This window comes from Breoghania sp. L-A4, from assembly GCF_003432385.1.
Taxonomy (GTDB): domain Bacteria; phylum Pseudomonadota; class Alphaproteobacteria; order Rhizobiales; family Stappiaceae; genus Breoghania.
The window spans coordinates 4,765,085-4,779,361 of the sequence record NZ_CP031841.1 but is presented as its reverse complement, the minus strand read 5'-3'; the positions used below and the strand labels follow the sequence as shown (position 1 = coordinate 4,779,361).

The 14,277-nt window shown below is 66.3% G+C and carries 9 protein-coding genes; all 9 read right to left on the bottom strand.

The window, feature by feature from the left end:
- Positions 1–117 precede the first annotated feature (117 nt).
- On the bottom strand, positions 118–1,593 hold the full coding sequence (cysG, locus tag D1F64_RS21790; RefSeq protein ID WP_117414136.1) for a siroheme synthase CysG: 1,476 nt from the start codon (positions 1,591–1,593) through the stop codon (positions 118–120).
- On the bottom strand, positions 1,568–4,255 hold the full coding sequence (locus tag D1F64_RS21785) for a nitrate reductase (RefSeq protein ID WP_117414135.1): 2,688 nt from the start codon (positions 4,253–4,255) through the stop codon (positions 1,568–1,570). The genes cysG and D1F64_RS21785 overlap by 26 nt, the downstream gene beginning before the upstream one ends.
- 172 nt (positions 4,256–4,427) lie before the next feature.
- On the bottom strand, positions 4,428–4,784 hold the full coding sequence (gene nirD / locus D1F64_RS21780) for a nitrite reductase small subunit NirD (protein WP_117414134.1): 357 nt from the start codon (positions 4,782–4,784) through the stop codon (positions 4,428–4,430).
- Entirely contained in the window at positions 4,781–7,228 is a 2,448-nt protein-coding gene (gene nirB, locus D1F64_RS21775; protein WP_117414133.1) for a nitrite reductase large subunit NirB, read from the bottom strand. The genes nirD and nirB overlap by 4 nt, the downstream gene beginning before the upstream one ends.
- Before the next feature lie 9 nt (positions 7,229–7,237).
- On the bottom strand, positions 7,238–8,974 hold the full coding sequence (locus D1F64_RS21770; protein ID WP_117414132.1) for a nitrate ABC transporter ATP-binding protein: 1,737 nt from the start codon (positions 8,972–8,974) through the stop codon (positions 7,238–7,240).
- A 10-nt stretch (positions 8,975–8,984) separates the two neighbouring features.
- Complete coding sequence (locus tag D1F64_RS21765; RefSeq protein ID WP_117414131.1) at positions 8,985–10,076, bottom strand: ABC transporter permease; 1,092 nt, start codon at positions 10,074–10,076, stop codon at positions 8,985–8,987.
- A gap of 97 nt (positions 10,077–10,173) precedes the next feature.
- Complete coding sequence (locus D1F64_RS21760) at positions 10,174–11,547, bottom strand: CmpA/NrtA family ABC transporter substrate-binding protein (protein ID WP_205470577.1); 1,374 nt, start codon at positions 11,545–11,547, stop codon at positions 10,174–10,176.
- Positions 11,548–12,064: 517 nt separating this feature from the next.
- Positions 12,065–13,378: a CmpA/NrtA family ABC transporter substrate-binding protein gene (locus tag D1F64_RS21755; RefSeq protein ID WP_346432276.1), complete on the bottom strand. Its 1,314-nt coding sequence runs from the start codon at positions 13,376–13,378 to the stop codon at positions 12,065–12,067.
- A gap of 58 nt (positions 13,379–13,436) precedes the next feature.
- Positions 13,437–14,027: an ANTAR domain-containing protein gene (locus D1F64_RS21750; RefSeq protein ID WP_117414781.1), complete on the bottom strand. Its 591-nt coding sequence runs from the start codon at positions 14,025–14,027 to the stop codon at positions 13,437–13,439.
- Between the last annotated feature and the right edge of the window lie 250 nt (positions 14,028–14,277).

Genomic DNA, 14,277 nt, shown 5'->3' with positions numbered 1-14,277 from the left:
CGCGGATCTGAAAACCGGGTCCGTTCATGCGCCAATGAGAGACGATGTGGGTGCGCGGATACGGCCGAAAAGAGCCTCCTGATAATTAATTTGGCGCGGGCCTGACGCCCATGCGGATCAGACCGCGATGGCTTCCGGCAGGCCGTCGAGCAAGGCCATCGCCTTGCGCATCGCGAAAACCTCTCCCACGCCGATCAGCACCGGGCCGTCGTCCTCGCGGGCGAAGGCGCCGGAGGCGAGTTGCGCGAGGCTCAGGTTCGAAAGCTGCCGGTCCGGCCGGCCGATCTTCGCGGCAATGACGACCGGTGTTTCCGGCGCGCGGCCCTCGCCGATCATCCGCGTGGCGATCGATTGCGCCGTGCGGCCGCCCATATAGATCACCAGCGTGGTCTGGGCATCCGACAGCCCGCGCCAGTCCAGATCCTTCGGCATGCCGCCGTCGCTGGCGTGGCCCGTGACCAGCCTGAGCGAATGGGCGTGGTCGCGGTGGGTCAGCGAGACGCCGAGTTCGGCTGCCAGCGAGAAGACGGCGGAGACGCCCGGCACCACATCGACGGGAATTTCCGCCGCATCCAGTTCCGCCACCTCCTCTCCGGCGCGGCCGAACACCATCGGGTCGCCGGACTTCAGCCGTACCACCCGCTTGCCGTCACGCGCGAATTTGACCATCAGCGCGTTGATGTCTTCCTGGCGGCAGGAACGCTTGCCGCCGCGTTTGCCCACCAGCATGCGCTTGGCCTCGCGCCGCGCCAGCTCCAGAACCTCGTCGGAGACCAGCGCGTCGAACAGGATCACATCGGCCGATTGCAGCGCGCGGACGGCCTTGAGCGTCAGCAGTTCCGCGTCCCCCGGTCCCGCGCCAACGAGCGTCACGTGACCGCGGTGGGGCGTCGCAGCGGCGAGGATGTTACCGGCCATGGCATCGAGTTCCGCGCGCACGGTCTCGCCGCCTCGGGCGGCGAAGGCCTTGTCGGCGAACCGCTCCCAGAAGGCGCGGCGGCGCGATGCGTCGGGCATCAGGTCCATCAGGCGCGACCGGTAGCCTTTCGCGGCAGTTGCCCAGGGGCCGAGTGCGGCCGGCAGCAGCGTCTCGATGCGGCGGCGGATCGCCTGGCCGAGGATGGGCGCCGCGCCGTCGGTGGAAATCGAGACGATGACCGGCGAGCGATTGACGATGGAGCCGAACTGGAAATCGCAGAAGGTAGGGTTGTCGATGACGTTGACGGGCACGCCTGCGGCGCGTGCGGCCTGCGCGAAGCGGGCGGCTTCCCCGTCGTCCTCCGCGTCGCAAAGGGCGATGGCGGCGCCCTCGATGTCGGCGGGCGTCCAGGCGCGCTCGACCAGCGTCAGCGTGCCCGGTTCCGCGCCGCGCGCGATCAGCGCCCGCATCTCCGGTTCTGCGTCGCCGGCATGGATCTCGACATGCGCGCCGCAGGCCGACAGAAGCTCAGCCTTCCACGCCGCCGCCTCGCCGCCGCCGGCGAGCACGGCGCGCTTGCCCGCGAGATCGAAGAACACCGGCAGCTTGGCCAGCGGCGCGATGTGCCTGACATTGGCCGGCGTGGCGTCAGACGGCTTCCGGAAGACGCGCATTGTCCACAATCCTCTTCAGTTCGGACCGGCAGGAGCCGCAGTTGGTGCCCGCCTTCAGGGCCGTGCCGATCTCCTCGACACTCGCCGCCGCGCCGGTTTCGATGGCGGCAACGATCTGATTGATGCCGACGGAGTAACAGGCGCAGACGATGGCGCCGGGGTCGGGCCGGTCGGCGCCCGGACGGCCCGCGAGAAGTTTGAGCCGATCCGGAGCGGAGACGTCGGTCTCGCGCAGATAGCCCGCCGCCCAGCCGCGCGACACGGCCACGGGCTCGGGCGCGATGAACAGCGCGCCGATGAGTTTGCCGTGGCGGAATGCCGCGAACCGGTGCCGCCCGGCCGATTGGTCGTGATAGGCAAGCATCTCCGCGTCCTCGCGGCCGCTGAGACCGAGGATCGCGCGGGCGAAGCCGTCGGCATCCTCAAGGTCGCGCGCGTCCGCCAGCTCCAGCCGCCAGCCGCCGGCCGATTTCGCCAGCGCCCAATAGTCGGTATTCACGGCCTGCGGCTTCTCCGCCGTCACGGCGAAGCCGAACCATCGCGCGCCAAACGGCGTCAGCGACACCGGCGTGAACTTGCTTTCCGGCTGCCCGGACACGGGATCCGCGTTGGGATGCACCAGCGCGTCGATGCGGCCCATGCTGGCGTGCTGCCCGGTCCAGTGGATCGGCACGAAGAGCGAGCCGGGCCGCTGGTCGTCGGTCACCTGGGCGCGCAGGATGGTGCGGCCGTAGCGGCTGGCGACCTCCACGAGCGACGCCGTCTCGATGCCCAGCGCGCGGGCGTCGTCGGGGTGGATCTCGGCGAAGGGTTCCGCGATGTGCTGCGACAGGCGTTGCGATTTCGCCGTGCGCGTCATCGTGTGCCAGTGATCACGCACCCGGCCGGTGTTGAGCACGAAGGGATGGTCCGTATCGACGCCGGAGGCCGGCGCGCGCGGTTCTGTGGCGATCATCCGCGCGCGGCCGTCACGGGTATAGAACTGTCCGTCCGCGAAGAACCTCCGCTCGGTGACCGGCGCCTCGCCCGCGGTCCAGGGCCACTGGAACGGCTCCAGCGCATCATAGGCGGCCGTATCCAGCGCCGCGCAGGCGCCGATATCGAAATCGCGCGCGCCCTTGTTGCCGAGTTTGGACAGCGCCGCGTATTCGCGCGCGATATCGGCGGGGCCGGCATAGTCGAAGGCGTCGGCGAAGCCCATGGCATGGGCCACGTCGCGGATGATGCGCCAGTCGGCGCGCGCCTCGCCGGGCAGGGGGAGAAAATTGCGCTGACGCGACACGTGGCGGCCGGAGTTGGTGACGGTGCCGTCCTTCTCGCCCCAGCCGGCCGCCGGAAGCAGCACGTCGGCCACGGCGCAGGTGTCGGTGTCGCGCATCACGTCGGAGACGACCACGAAGGGGCAGCCGTCGAGCGCCGCGCGCACGCCGTCCGCGTCGGGCATGCTGTCGACCGGGTTGGTCGCCATGATCCAGATCGCCTTGATCGATCCGTCGGCGACGGCTTGAAACATGTCAACGGCCTTGAGCCCTTGGCGTTCGGGGATGGTCGGCGAGGCCCAAAAACCCTGCACCAACTCACGGTGCATGGGGTTCTCGATGTCCATGTGGCACGCAAGCTGGTTGGCAAGCCCGCCGACCTCGCGCCCGCCCATGGCGTTGGGCTGGCCGGTCACCGACATCGGCCCCATGCCCGGCTTGCCGATGCGGCCCGTCGCCAGATGGCAGTTGATGATGGCGTTGACCTTGTCGGTGCCCGAGGAGGACTGGTTGACGCCCTGGGAGAACACGGTGACGACCTTTTGTGTCTCGGCGAAGAGCCCGAAGAAGGCGGTCAGCTTGCGCTCGGAGAGCCCCGTGGCCTCGGCCGCGCCGAGAAACCCGGTCGCGCGGGCGGTCTCCAGCGCCTCGAGGCAGCCGTTGGTGTGCTCCGCGATGAAGGTGCTGTCGAGACGACCCGTATTTGACAGCCAGTCGAGCAGCCCGTTGAACAGCGCCACGTCGGTGCCCGGTTCCAGCGCCAGATGCATGTCGGCCGAGCGCGCCGTCATGGTGCGGCGGGGGTCGATGGCGACGATCATCAGGTCCGGGCGGCGCTCCTTTTCCGTCATCAGCCTTTGGAACAGCACCGGGTGGCACCAGGCGAGGTTGGAGCCGACCAGCAGCACCAGGTCGGCTTCCTCGAGATCCTCGTAGCAGCCGGGTACGGTGTCAGTGCCGAAGGCGCGCTTGTGGCCGGCCACCGAGGACGCCATGCACAGCCGGGAATTGGTGTCGATGTTGGCCGAGCCGATGAAACCCTTCATCAGCTTGTTGGCGATGTAATAGTCCTCGGTGAGGATCTGGCCGGACACGTAGAACGCGATGGCATCCGGCCCGTGCTCCTGGATGATCGAGGCGAACCGCTGCGCCACCGTCCGCGTGGCCACGTCCCAGGACACGCGCTTGCCATTGATTTCGGGATGCAGCAGACGGCCGTCGAGATCGATCGTCTCGGCCAGTGCCGATCCCTTGGAGCACAGCCGGCCGAAATTCGCCGGATGGTCCGGGTCGCCCTGAACCGAAACCGTGCCGTCGGCCGCCGTGGTCGCCAGCACGCCGCAGCCGACGCCGCAATAGGGACAGGTGGTCTTGACCGTCGTCTCGCGAATGGTTCTGGTCATGGCCGCATCACCAAGGCAGGCGTAAGCGGCCCATCCTTCGAGACGGCGCTGCGCGCCTCCTCAGGATGAGGTCGGTGTGTGGAGCAAGGCTCGGCCGCAAACGCTTCCTCATCCTGAGGAGGGCCGATAGGCCCGTCTCGAAGGATGGGCCTCGAAGGCTGCCGCCTCTCCATCACGCCACCCGTTGCGCCAGCGCCGTACGGGCGAGGTAGATCCGCCCGTCCTCGACGCGCGCGGCGGTGGCGGCCGTGGATCCCTCGTCGGCGCCTTGGGCCATGCCGGTTTCCAGGCTGATGACCCAGTTGTGCAGCGGGCAGGTGACGGAATTGCCGTGCACGATGCCCTGGCTCAGCGGCCCGCCCTTGTGGGGACAGCGGTCGTCGAGCGCGAAGACCGAGTCATCGGCTGTGCGAAACACCGCGATGCAGCCCGAGGCGGTCTTCACCACGCGCGCGCCCTGGCGGGGGATGTCCTCCAGCGCGCCGATCTCGATCCAGTCGCCGGAGAGCGTTGTCACGGGTGCGTTCATTGGGCCGCCTCCAGTTCCAGGGTCGCCATGGGCTTGAACTCGTGCTTGTCCTTGCCGGAGACGCGTTCGGACCACGGGTCGACCTGGGCGAATGTCTGGGAGAACACGAAGCGGTCGAAATAGGCCTTCCGGCGCGCCGCGTCGTCCATGATCTGCGCGCGGATCTCGTCAAGGCCGATGCGCTTGGCCCATTTGTAGATGCGCTCGAGATAGAAGCCCTGCTCGCGGTACATCTGCGCCAGCGCCACCACATGCTCCAGCGCCGCGTCTTCCGTGCTCACATGGCCGAGCACCTCGGTGCCCTTGATGTCGAGGCCCGCGGCGCCCGCGAAGTGGATTTCGAAGCCGGAGTCCACGCAGATGATGCCGATGTCCTTGCAGGTGGCTTCCGCGCAGTTCCTCGGACAGCCCGACACGGCCATCTTCAGCTTGGCCGGGGTCCAGGAGCCCCACATGAATTTTTCGAGGCGAATGCCGAGGCCGGTGGAATCCTGCGTGCCGAAGCGGCACCAGTCCGTGCCGACGCAGGTCTTCACCGTGCGCAGGCCCTTGGCGTAGGCCTGGCCGGAGACGAAGCCCGCCTTGCCCAGATCCGCCCAGACGGCCGGCAGGTCTTCCTTCCTGATGCCCAGCATGTCGATGCGCATACCGCCGGTGCATTTCACCGCCGGGATCTGGAACTTGTCGACCACGTCCGCGATGGCGCGCAGCTCCTTGGAGCTGGTCATGCCGCCCCACATGCGCGGCACCACCGAATAGGTGCCGTCCTTCTGGATGTTGGCGTGCACGCGTTCGTTGATGAAGCGGGACTGATAATCGTCGGCGTATTCGTCAGGCCAGTCGCAGACCAGATAGTAGTTCAGCGCCGGGCGGCACTTGGCGCAGCCGCCGGACGACGTCCAGCCCAGTTCCTGCATCACCGCAGGTATGGTCTTGAGTTCCTTGGCCTTGATCAGCCGGCGCACGTCGCCGTGGCCGAGCTCCGTGCAGCCGCACATGGCCGGCACCGCGGAGGCGTCGTAGGCGTCGCCCAGCGTCAAGGAGAGCAATTGCTCCACCAGTCCCGTGCATGTGCCGCAGGAGGCCGAGGCCTTGGTGTGGGCGCGCACGCCGTCGAGCCCCGTGAGGCCCTTTGTCGTGATGGCGTTAACGATGGCGCCCTTGCAGACGCCGTTGCAGCCGCAGATTTCCGCATCATCCGGCAAGGCTGCAACGGCCGCCGTAGGGTCCAGCGAGCCGCCCCCCGCGTAGGCCGGGCCGAAGATCAGCGTGTCGCGCATCTCAGCAATGCTCTCGCCTTTCTTCAGCAGATCGAAGAACCATGCGCCGTCGGCCGTGTCGCCGTAGAGCACCGTGCCGATGATCCTGTCGTCGCGCAGGATCAGCCGCTTGTAGACGCCCGACGCCGCGTCGCGGAAGACGATCTCCTCGCGGTCCTCGCCTTCCGCGAAATCGCCGGCGGAATAGAGATTGATGCCGGTGACCTTCAGCCGCGTCGGCGTGGCGCTGTCGGTGAAGGGATCGCCGTGGGCTCCTGCAAGGCTGGTCGCGGCCACCTCGGCCATGCGGTAGAGCGGGGCGACGAGGCCGTAGACCATGCCGCCGACCTCGGCGCATTCGCCCAGCGCATAGATGTCTGGATCCGACGTCCGCATGCGATCGTCGACGACGATGCCGCGATTGACCTCCAGCCCGGCGTCCTTGGCGATCGCGGAGCTGGGGCGGATGCCCACCGCCATGACCACGATGTCGGCGGGGATCACCGTGCCGTCGTCCAGATGCACCGCCTCGACCTTTCCGTCGCCGGCGATCTCCTTGGTGTTGGCCTTGGTGATCACGGTGATGCCGCGGCTTTCCAGTTCGCGCTGCAACAGGTAGCCGGCGGCGGGATCGAGCTGGCGCTCCATCAGCGTCGGCATGATGTGCAGCACGGTGACGTCCATGCCCTGTTCCTTCAGGCCGGCCGCGGCCTCCAGTCCCAGAAGGCCGCCACCGATGACCACCGCCGAACCGCGCGCCTTGGCGGCGAGCAGCATGGCGTCGACATCGTCGAGATCGCGGTAAGACAGCACGCCGGGCAACGTGTGACCTGGTACGGGAATGATGAAGGGATTGGAGCCGGTGGCGATCACCAGCTTGTCGTAGGGCGCCACTTCTCCGTGCTCGGAGCGCACCGTCTTGGCGTCGCGGTCGATCTCGACGATCCGGTGGCCCTTGTAGAGCATCACCTTGTGGTCGATGTACCAGCCGTCGCCGTGGATCACGATGTCGTCGAAGGTCTTTTCGCCCGACAACACCGGCGAGAGCATGATGCGGTCGTAGTTGACGCGCGGCTCGGCGTTGAAGATCGTCACGTCATAGCGGTCGGGCGCCTGTTCGAACAGGTGCTCGAGCATACGGCCGGGGGCCATTCCATTGCCGATGATGACAAGTTTCTCGGTCATGTCGGTCTCCTATTCCGCTGCATCCTGGCGGGCGATCCGCGCGGCGCGTTTTTGACGGATCGAACCAAGTTGCTCGTCCGAGGGGTTGGCTCCGCCCTCATAGGCTTCGAGGAATTCGAGCAGTTCCTCGCGATAGGCGTAGTAGTCGGGGTGTTCGAGCAGTTCCTTGCGCGAGCGCGGGCGTGGCAGGTCCACATCCATGATGTTGCCGATCCGCGCATTGGGGCCGTTCGACATCATCACCACCCGGTCGGCGAGCAGGATCGCCTCGTCCACGTCGTGCGTGACGCAGATCGCGGTCACCTTGGTGCGCTGCCAGACCTCCATCAGCACGTCCTGGAGCTCCCAGCGCGTAAGGCTGTCGAGCATGCCGAAGGGCTCGTCGAGCAGCAGCAATTTTGGCGAAAGCGCGAAGGCGCGGGCGATGCCGACGCGCTGTTTCATGCCGTTGGAGAGATCCGCCGCCATCTTGTCCATGGCGTCGGCGAGCCCGACGCGGGCGAGATAGTACTCGACGATGTCGGAGCGTTCGGCGCTTGATGCGTGCGGATAGACCCGGTCGACGCCCAGCCCCACATTGTCGCGCGCCGACAGCCATGGCATCAGCGACGGCGCCTGGAACACCACCGCGCGGTCGGGACCCGCGCCGTCGACCTCGCGGCCGTCCAGCACGATGCCGCCGCCCGAAATGTCGTTGAGCCCCGCGATCATCGATAGAACGGTCGACTTGCCGCAGCCGGAATGACCGATCAGGGAGACGAACTCGCCCTGCTTCATCTTCAGATTGAAGCCGTCGACGACGGTGAGCGGACCTTTTGGCGTCGGATAGGTCTTGCGCACCTCGTAGAACTCGACGTAACCGGATTCGATCGCCGAGGCGGCCGCGTCCCGGTAGGCCTTCGGGAGCTTGTCAGCCTTGGTGATCGGCACGACGTTCGGCAGCAGCCGGTCGATGTCGTCGTCCGATGCGCGGTCCTCGCCCGAGGCCATCAGATGGCGGGTGATGTCGGCGCGCAGCTTCTTGAAGGCCGGGTCGTTGTTCATGCCCGCGCGATCGCGCGGGCGCGCCAGATCCACCTTGAATTCCGGCCCCAGGCAGGCGCCGGGTCCCGGGGTCAACGGAATGATCCGGTCGGCGAGCAGGATCGCCTCGTCGACATCATTGGTGATGAGGACGACTGTCTTTTTGTCCCTCGACCAGATCTGTTCGATCTCGTCCTGCAGCTTGGCGCGGGTCAGCGCGTCGAGCGCCGACAACGGCTCGTCGAGCAGCAGCACTTCCGGGCTCATGGCGAGCGCCCGGGCCACCGCCACGCGCTGGCGCATGCCGCCGGACAGCTCCGCCGGTCGCCGTTCGGCGGCATGGGACAGGCCCACCATGTCGATGACCTTGGCGACGCGCGCGGCCCGTTCGGCCTTGCTTTCCCTGGCGAAGACGGTGTCGACGGCGAGCGCCACATTGCCCGCCACCGTCAGCCAGGGCATCAGGGAGTAGCTCTGGAACACGAGCCCGCGTTCGGGTCCCGGGCCGGTGACCGGCGCGCCCTTGAACAGCACCTCGCCGTCGTCGGGCAGGGTCAGTCCGGCGATGGTCGAGATCAGCGTGGTCTTGCCGGCGCCGGAGAAGCCGAGGATGGCGATGAACTCGCCTTCCTCGACGCTCAGGTTGACGTTCCTGAGCACTTCCGTGCGCTCATTGCCGTTCCCAAAGCTCTTGCAGACGTTCTTGAGATCGAGAAATGCCATTGCGCTGTCCCTACCTGTTCGCCGAGTAGGTGAAGGCGGTCTGCAGCGCGTACATCAGGCGGTCGAGAAGGAACCCGATGATGCCGATGGTCAGCACCGCGACGATGATCTTGGCGAGCGAGGAGGAGGAGCCGTTCTGGAACTCGTCCCAGACGAACTTTCCAAGCCCCGGGTTCTGCGCCAGCATTTCGGCCGCGATCAGCACCATCCAGCCCACGCCCAGCGACAGGCGCAGACCGGTGAAGATCAGCGGCAGCGAGGAGGGCAGGACCAGCTTGGTGATGGTCTTCCAGGTGGGCAGCTGCAGGACGCGCGAAACGTTCATCAGGTCCTTGTCGATCGAGGCGACCCCGAGCGAGGTGTTGATGAGCGTTGGCCACAGGGAGCACAGCGTCACGGTGACGGCCGAGATCACCAGCGACTTGGGCAGGGCGTCGGAGACGTCCGCGTAGACGGCGGAAACGATCATCGTGACGATCGGCAGCCAGGCCAGCGGCGAGACGGGTTTGAAGATCTGGATCAGCGGGTTGAGAGCGCCGGAGACGCTGCGCGACAGGCCGCAGAAGATGCCGACGGGCACCGCGATGATCGTCGCGATGATGAAGCCGACGGCGACCGTTTTCAGGCTGGTGATGATCTGATCGAGATAGGTCGGCTTGCCGGTGTAATCGCGCCACTTGACGCTATCAGCCTTCCCGGATGCTTCCAGCTTGGCGTTGCGGGCTTCCTGGCGATCATAGAAGGCAGCGGCCTTTTCGCGCTCCGCCACGTGGTCGTGATAGAGGTTGACCGTTTCGCCCCATACGGCGACGGGGCCGGGGATCGCGCCAAGAGAGGTCTTGACCGTCGGCGCGAACGTCGCCCACAGGGCGATGAAGGCGATGATGCCGATCAGCGGGATCACCAGCTGCTGCCACAGTTCCTTGAGCTGCGCCCTGGGGTTGTCGCCCGCGGCCATCTTCATCAGCGGCACCAGCCAGCCAAGGCCGATCACGTTGAGATAGAGCGCGCTGCGGTTGATGCGGGCGAACCAGCGTTCGCGGGCGCCGCGTTGCATCTCGCGGGCGGCCATGTCGCCGTCAAAGTCCGTCGCTGTTGTCATCGAATGGGTCCCGTTTCATGTCTGTGCGGCGCGGCCGGCGCGCCGATCGGGGCGCGGATCTCGCCGCGCCCCCGCTCGTGCGTGTCGCTCAAGAGCCTCAGCCGCCGACGATGGAGGTGCCGTCGATCGTCTGCTGGCCCTTCAGGCCGATGGGGAGTTTCGTGAGGTAGTCGTTGGGCTTGCGGCCGTCGTAGGGGATGCCGTCGATGAAGTCCGACGTCGGCTCGCGGTAGCCGTCGCTGTCCCAGGGGAAATCCTCTTCCGCCGCGTTGCCCTCGTCGACGAGCATGCGCGCGGCCTTGAGGTAGATGTCCGGGCGGTAGACCTTGGCGGCGGCCTCCTTGAACCAGGCGTCGTCCTTGGCTTCCGCGATCTGGCCCCAGCGGCGCATCTGGCTCAGGTACCAGACCGCGTCGGAGTAGTAGGGATAGGTCGCGTAGTAGCGGTAAAAGACATTGAAATCAGGGACTTCGCGCTTGTCTCCCTTCTCGTATTCGAAGGTGCCGGTCATCGAGTTGGCGATGACTTCCGGGTCCGCGCCCACGTATTCGGACTTCGACAGGATCTCGACCGCCTCCATGCGGTTGGCGTTGTCGTTCTCGTCGAGCCACTTGGCGGCGCGGATCAGCGCCTTGGTCAATGCCAGCGTGGTGTTGGGGTATTTTTCCGCGAACTCGGCGGTAATGCCGAAGACCTTCTCGGGGTTGTTCTTCCAGATCTCGTAGTCGGTGATAACCGGCACGCCGATGCCCTTGAACACGGCCTGCTGGTTCCATGGCTCGCCGACGCAATAGCCGTGGATGGTGCCGGCTTCCAGCGTCGCGGGCATCTGCGGCGGCGGCGTCACGGACAGAAGCGCGTCCGCCTGGATCTGGCCGGAGATGTCGGTGGCGGAGTAGTAGCCGGGGTTGATGCCGCCTGAAGCGAGCCAGTAGCGCAGTTCATAATTGTGGGTGGAGACCGGGAAGACCATGCCCATGTTGAAGGGCTTGCCTTCGGATTTGAACTTGGCGATCACGGGCTTGAGCGCATCCGCCTTGATCGGGTGCACCAGCTTGCCGTCGTCGCCGACGGGGATATTCGGCTTCATCATTTCCCAGACCTCGTTGGAAACGGTGATGCCGTTGCCGTTCAGGTCCATGGAGAAGGGGGTGATGATGTGGGCCTTGGTGCCAAACCCGATGGTGGCGGCGAGCGGCTGGCCGGCCAGCATGTGGGCGCCGTCGAGCTCGCCGGTGATAACCCGGTCGAGCAGCACTTTCCAGTTGGCCTGCGCCTCGATGGTCACATAGAGGCCTTCGTCCTCGAAATAGCCCTTCTCGTAGGCGATCGCGAGCGGCGCCATGTCGGTGAGCTTGATGAAGCCGAACTTCAGTTCGTCCTTCTCCACGTCGAGCATATCCGCCAGCGCGCTGGATGCCGTCAGTCCGGAGCCGAGGCCGAGGGCAAGCGCGCCCGCGGCCAGCCGCATGGCGGAACGCCTTGAAAAGAAAGGCGAAAGGGGGGAGGGAAAGCGTCCGAATGTCATCAAGCCGTCTCCTGGTATGCGGGCCGCCCGGAACTTTCGGGGGGCACAAACGAAAAAAGCCGCGACCGGAGTCACCCCATGGGAGGTGGAGTGCTCTGGTCAGCGGCGTTGCTGAGGACCCGTCGCGGGGCCGAATGTCGCGAAGACCGGCGCTGGCCTTCCGCCGCTTCTCTTTCAGGAAGTGTGCCAACTCGATCGGCTTTTTAAAAATATGGGAAAATTCAGGACGTTACGGCAGTTTCACCGTGATCTGGAACGCGCCGGAGCGGCGCGGGGCTGCATCGCATTTGTGCAATGCAACAGAGCATAGCGCTCAATTCTTGCGCAGGACCGGTGTCCGGGCGCACTTCGAAAGACGTCTCGAATGACGCTACAACCGCTTTCAAATTTCACTCGAATTGCAGGTTTGTAGCGCGAAATTTGCGTGATTTTCGATTTGAATTTGAACAGGCGGGCGGCGTCACCTGATGCCGCTGGGATCGGCCGGCCGGACAGCGTCGCCATCGAGCGGTTCGGTGTGAATCGCGAAGGAGGCGATGTAGGCCTCCACCTCGGCGGGGTCGAAAATGCGCTCGTCGAAGAACCCGTCGGGACCGAGCGTCAACGTCTTGTCGCCCGCCGCCACCGGCTCGGCGCGGGTCAGGGCGCCTTCCACCTTGGCCGAGGCGTTGGGGATCACCGCGCCGGTGCCGGCCAGTGCGGCGCGATAGAGATCGGGCCGATAGGTGTCCGCCGCCGCGCGCATGCCCTCGGCGCTGAAGGGCACCTGTCCCCAGCGCACCATCTGGCTGTAGATCCACAGCGCGTGGCTGCGCCAGGGGAAGCTGGCGGCGTGGCGGTGGAAGGCGAGGAAGTCGGGAATTTCGAGCGGCTCGGTTCCGGGCGCCGCGATCAGCCTGCCCGTCAGCGCCCGGCCGATGACGCCGGCGGGCACGTTGAGGTGATCGGGATGCGCCAGCAGGGCGCAGAGCGCGTCGCGGTTGCCGGGGTCGTCGGCCCAGCGGGCGGCGGCATGCAGCGCGCGGATGAGCGCGGCCAGCGTGTCGGCGTTGGCGTCCGCCCAGTCGCGGCGGCAGCCGAGCACTTTTTCCGGGCTCTGGCGCCAGATGTCGGCCTTGGTCGCGGCGATGCGGCCCGATCCCTCGTCGACGGCCAGGCTCGACCAGGGCTCGCCGACGCAGAAGCCGTCGATCTGGCCGGCGGCAAGCGCCGCGCCCATCATCGGCGGCGGCACCACGATCAGCCGCACGTCGCGGTCGGGGTGAATGCCGGCGGCGGCCAGCCAGTAGCGCAATTCGTAGTTGTGGCCGGAGAACGGATAGACCATGGCGAAGACCAGCGGCTCGCTCCGGTCACGCGCTTTGATCACCGCCGCCAGCGCCGCGCCGTTTGTTCCCGGAGCCGCGCCAAGCCGCGCGCCCGCGCCTTCCATCCGCTGCCACAGATCGGCCGACACCGTGATGGCGTTGCCGCCCTGCGACAGCGCGCAAGGCGCGATCATCGGCACCTTGATGTGGCCGATGCCCAGGGAGCGGGCGAGCGGCATCGGCGCCAGCATCTGCGCAACGTCGAAATGACCGAAGACCACCCGGTCGCGAATGGTCGCCCAGGAGGTTTCGCGATGCAGTTCCAGCGTCAGCCCTTCGTCGGCGGCGAATCCCTTGTGGGCGGCGACGACCAGCGGCGCGCAGTCGGTGAGCGGAATGAAACCCGCGCACACGACGGTGCGGCTGTCCGAAGCATCCCCTCGCGACGGGCTGGCTTGGCTCATCATGCGTTTTTCCCCGGTCGGCCGATTGGTGTTGTCATGGTCCCTGCCTGCACCGTTTTCCTCACTCGCCAAGCAGCCGCGCCGCGGTCACCAGGCTTTCGGCGATCTCGGCGATCTTGCGGTTTTCGTTCATCGCCGCGCGGCGCAAGGTGGCGTAGGCCTCCTCCTCGCTCATGGCGCGCTGGCGCATCAAGATGCCCTTGGCGCGGTCGATCACCTTGCGGCCCGACAATTCCGTGCGCGCCTCGTGCAACTCGCGATGCAGCCGGGAAAAGGCGTTGAAGCGGCTCACCGCCATGTCGACGATGGGTTTGACGCGCTCCTTCTTGAGCCCGTCGACCACATAGGCGGAGACGCCGGCATCCACCGCCGCCTCGATCATGCCGGTTTCCGACTGGTCGACGAACATCGCGACCGGGCGCGAGACAAGACGTGACACCTGGAACATCTGCTCCAGCACGTCGCGGCTGGGATTTTCAAGATCGATGATCACGACGTCCGGGTCGATGTCGACGATGCGTTTGAGAAGACCGGGCGTCTCCTCCAGCACGGTGATGTCGGTTATCCCCGCCTCGCGCAGGCCATCCATGAGAATGGTCGCGCGAATGTGATTGTCATCGATGATGGCGACGCGCAGGGGACGTTGGGACATGAGGCGATTATTTTCGTGCTTGTTGTGCATTGCAACAAATTTATGAGGAACCTGGTTAACCCGGCGACCGGCCCAGGCTCATTTTTTCGCGCTTCCCGGCACCCGCGCCCATGTCGCGATCGGGTGCGGTGCGGCAACACGAGACCGGTGACGACGAAAATGTTGCGACTTTCGTTCATATAAACGCCGGCCGTTTCGAGATGTGATCCATCGTCTGGATTTTTCCTGCCGAGCAGGCGCGCGCGAAACG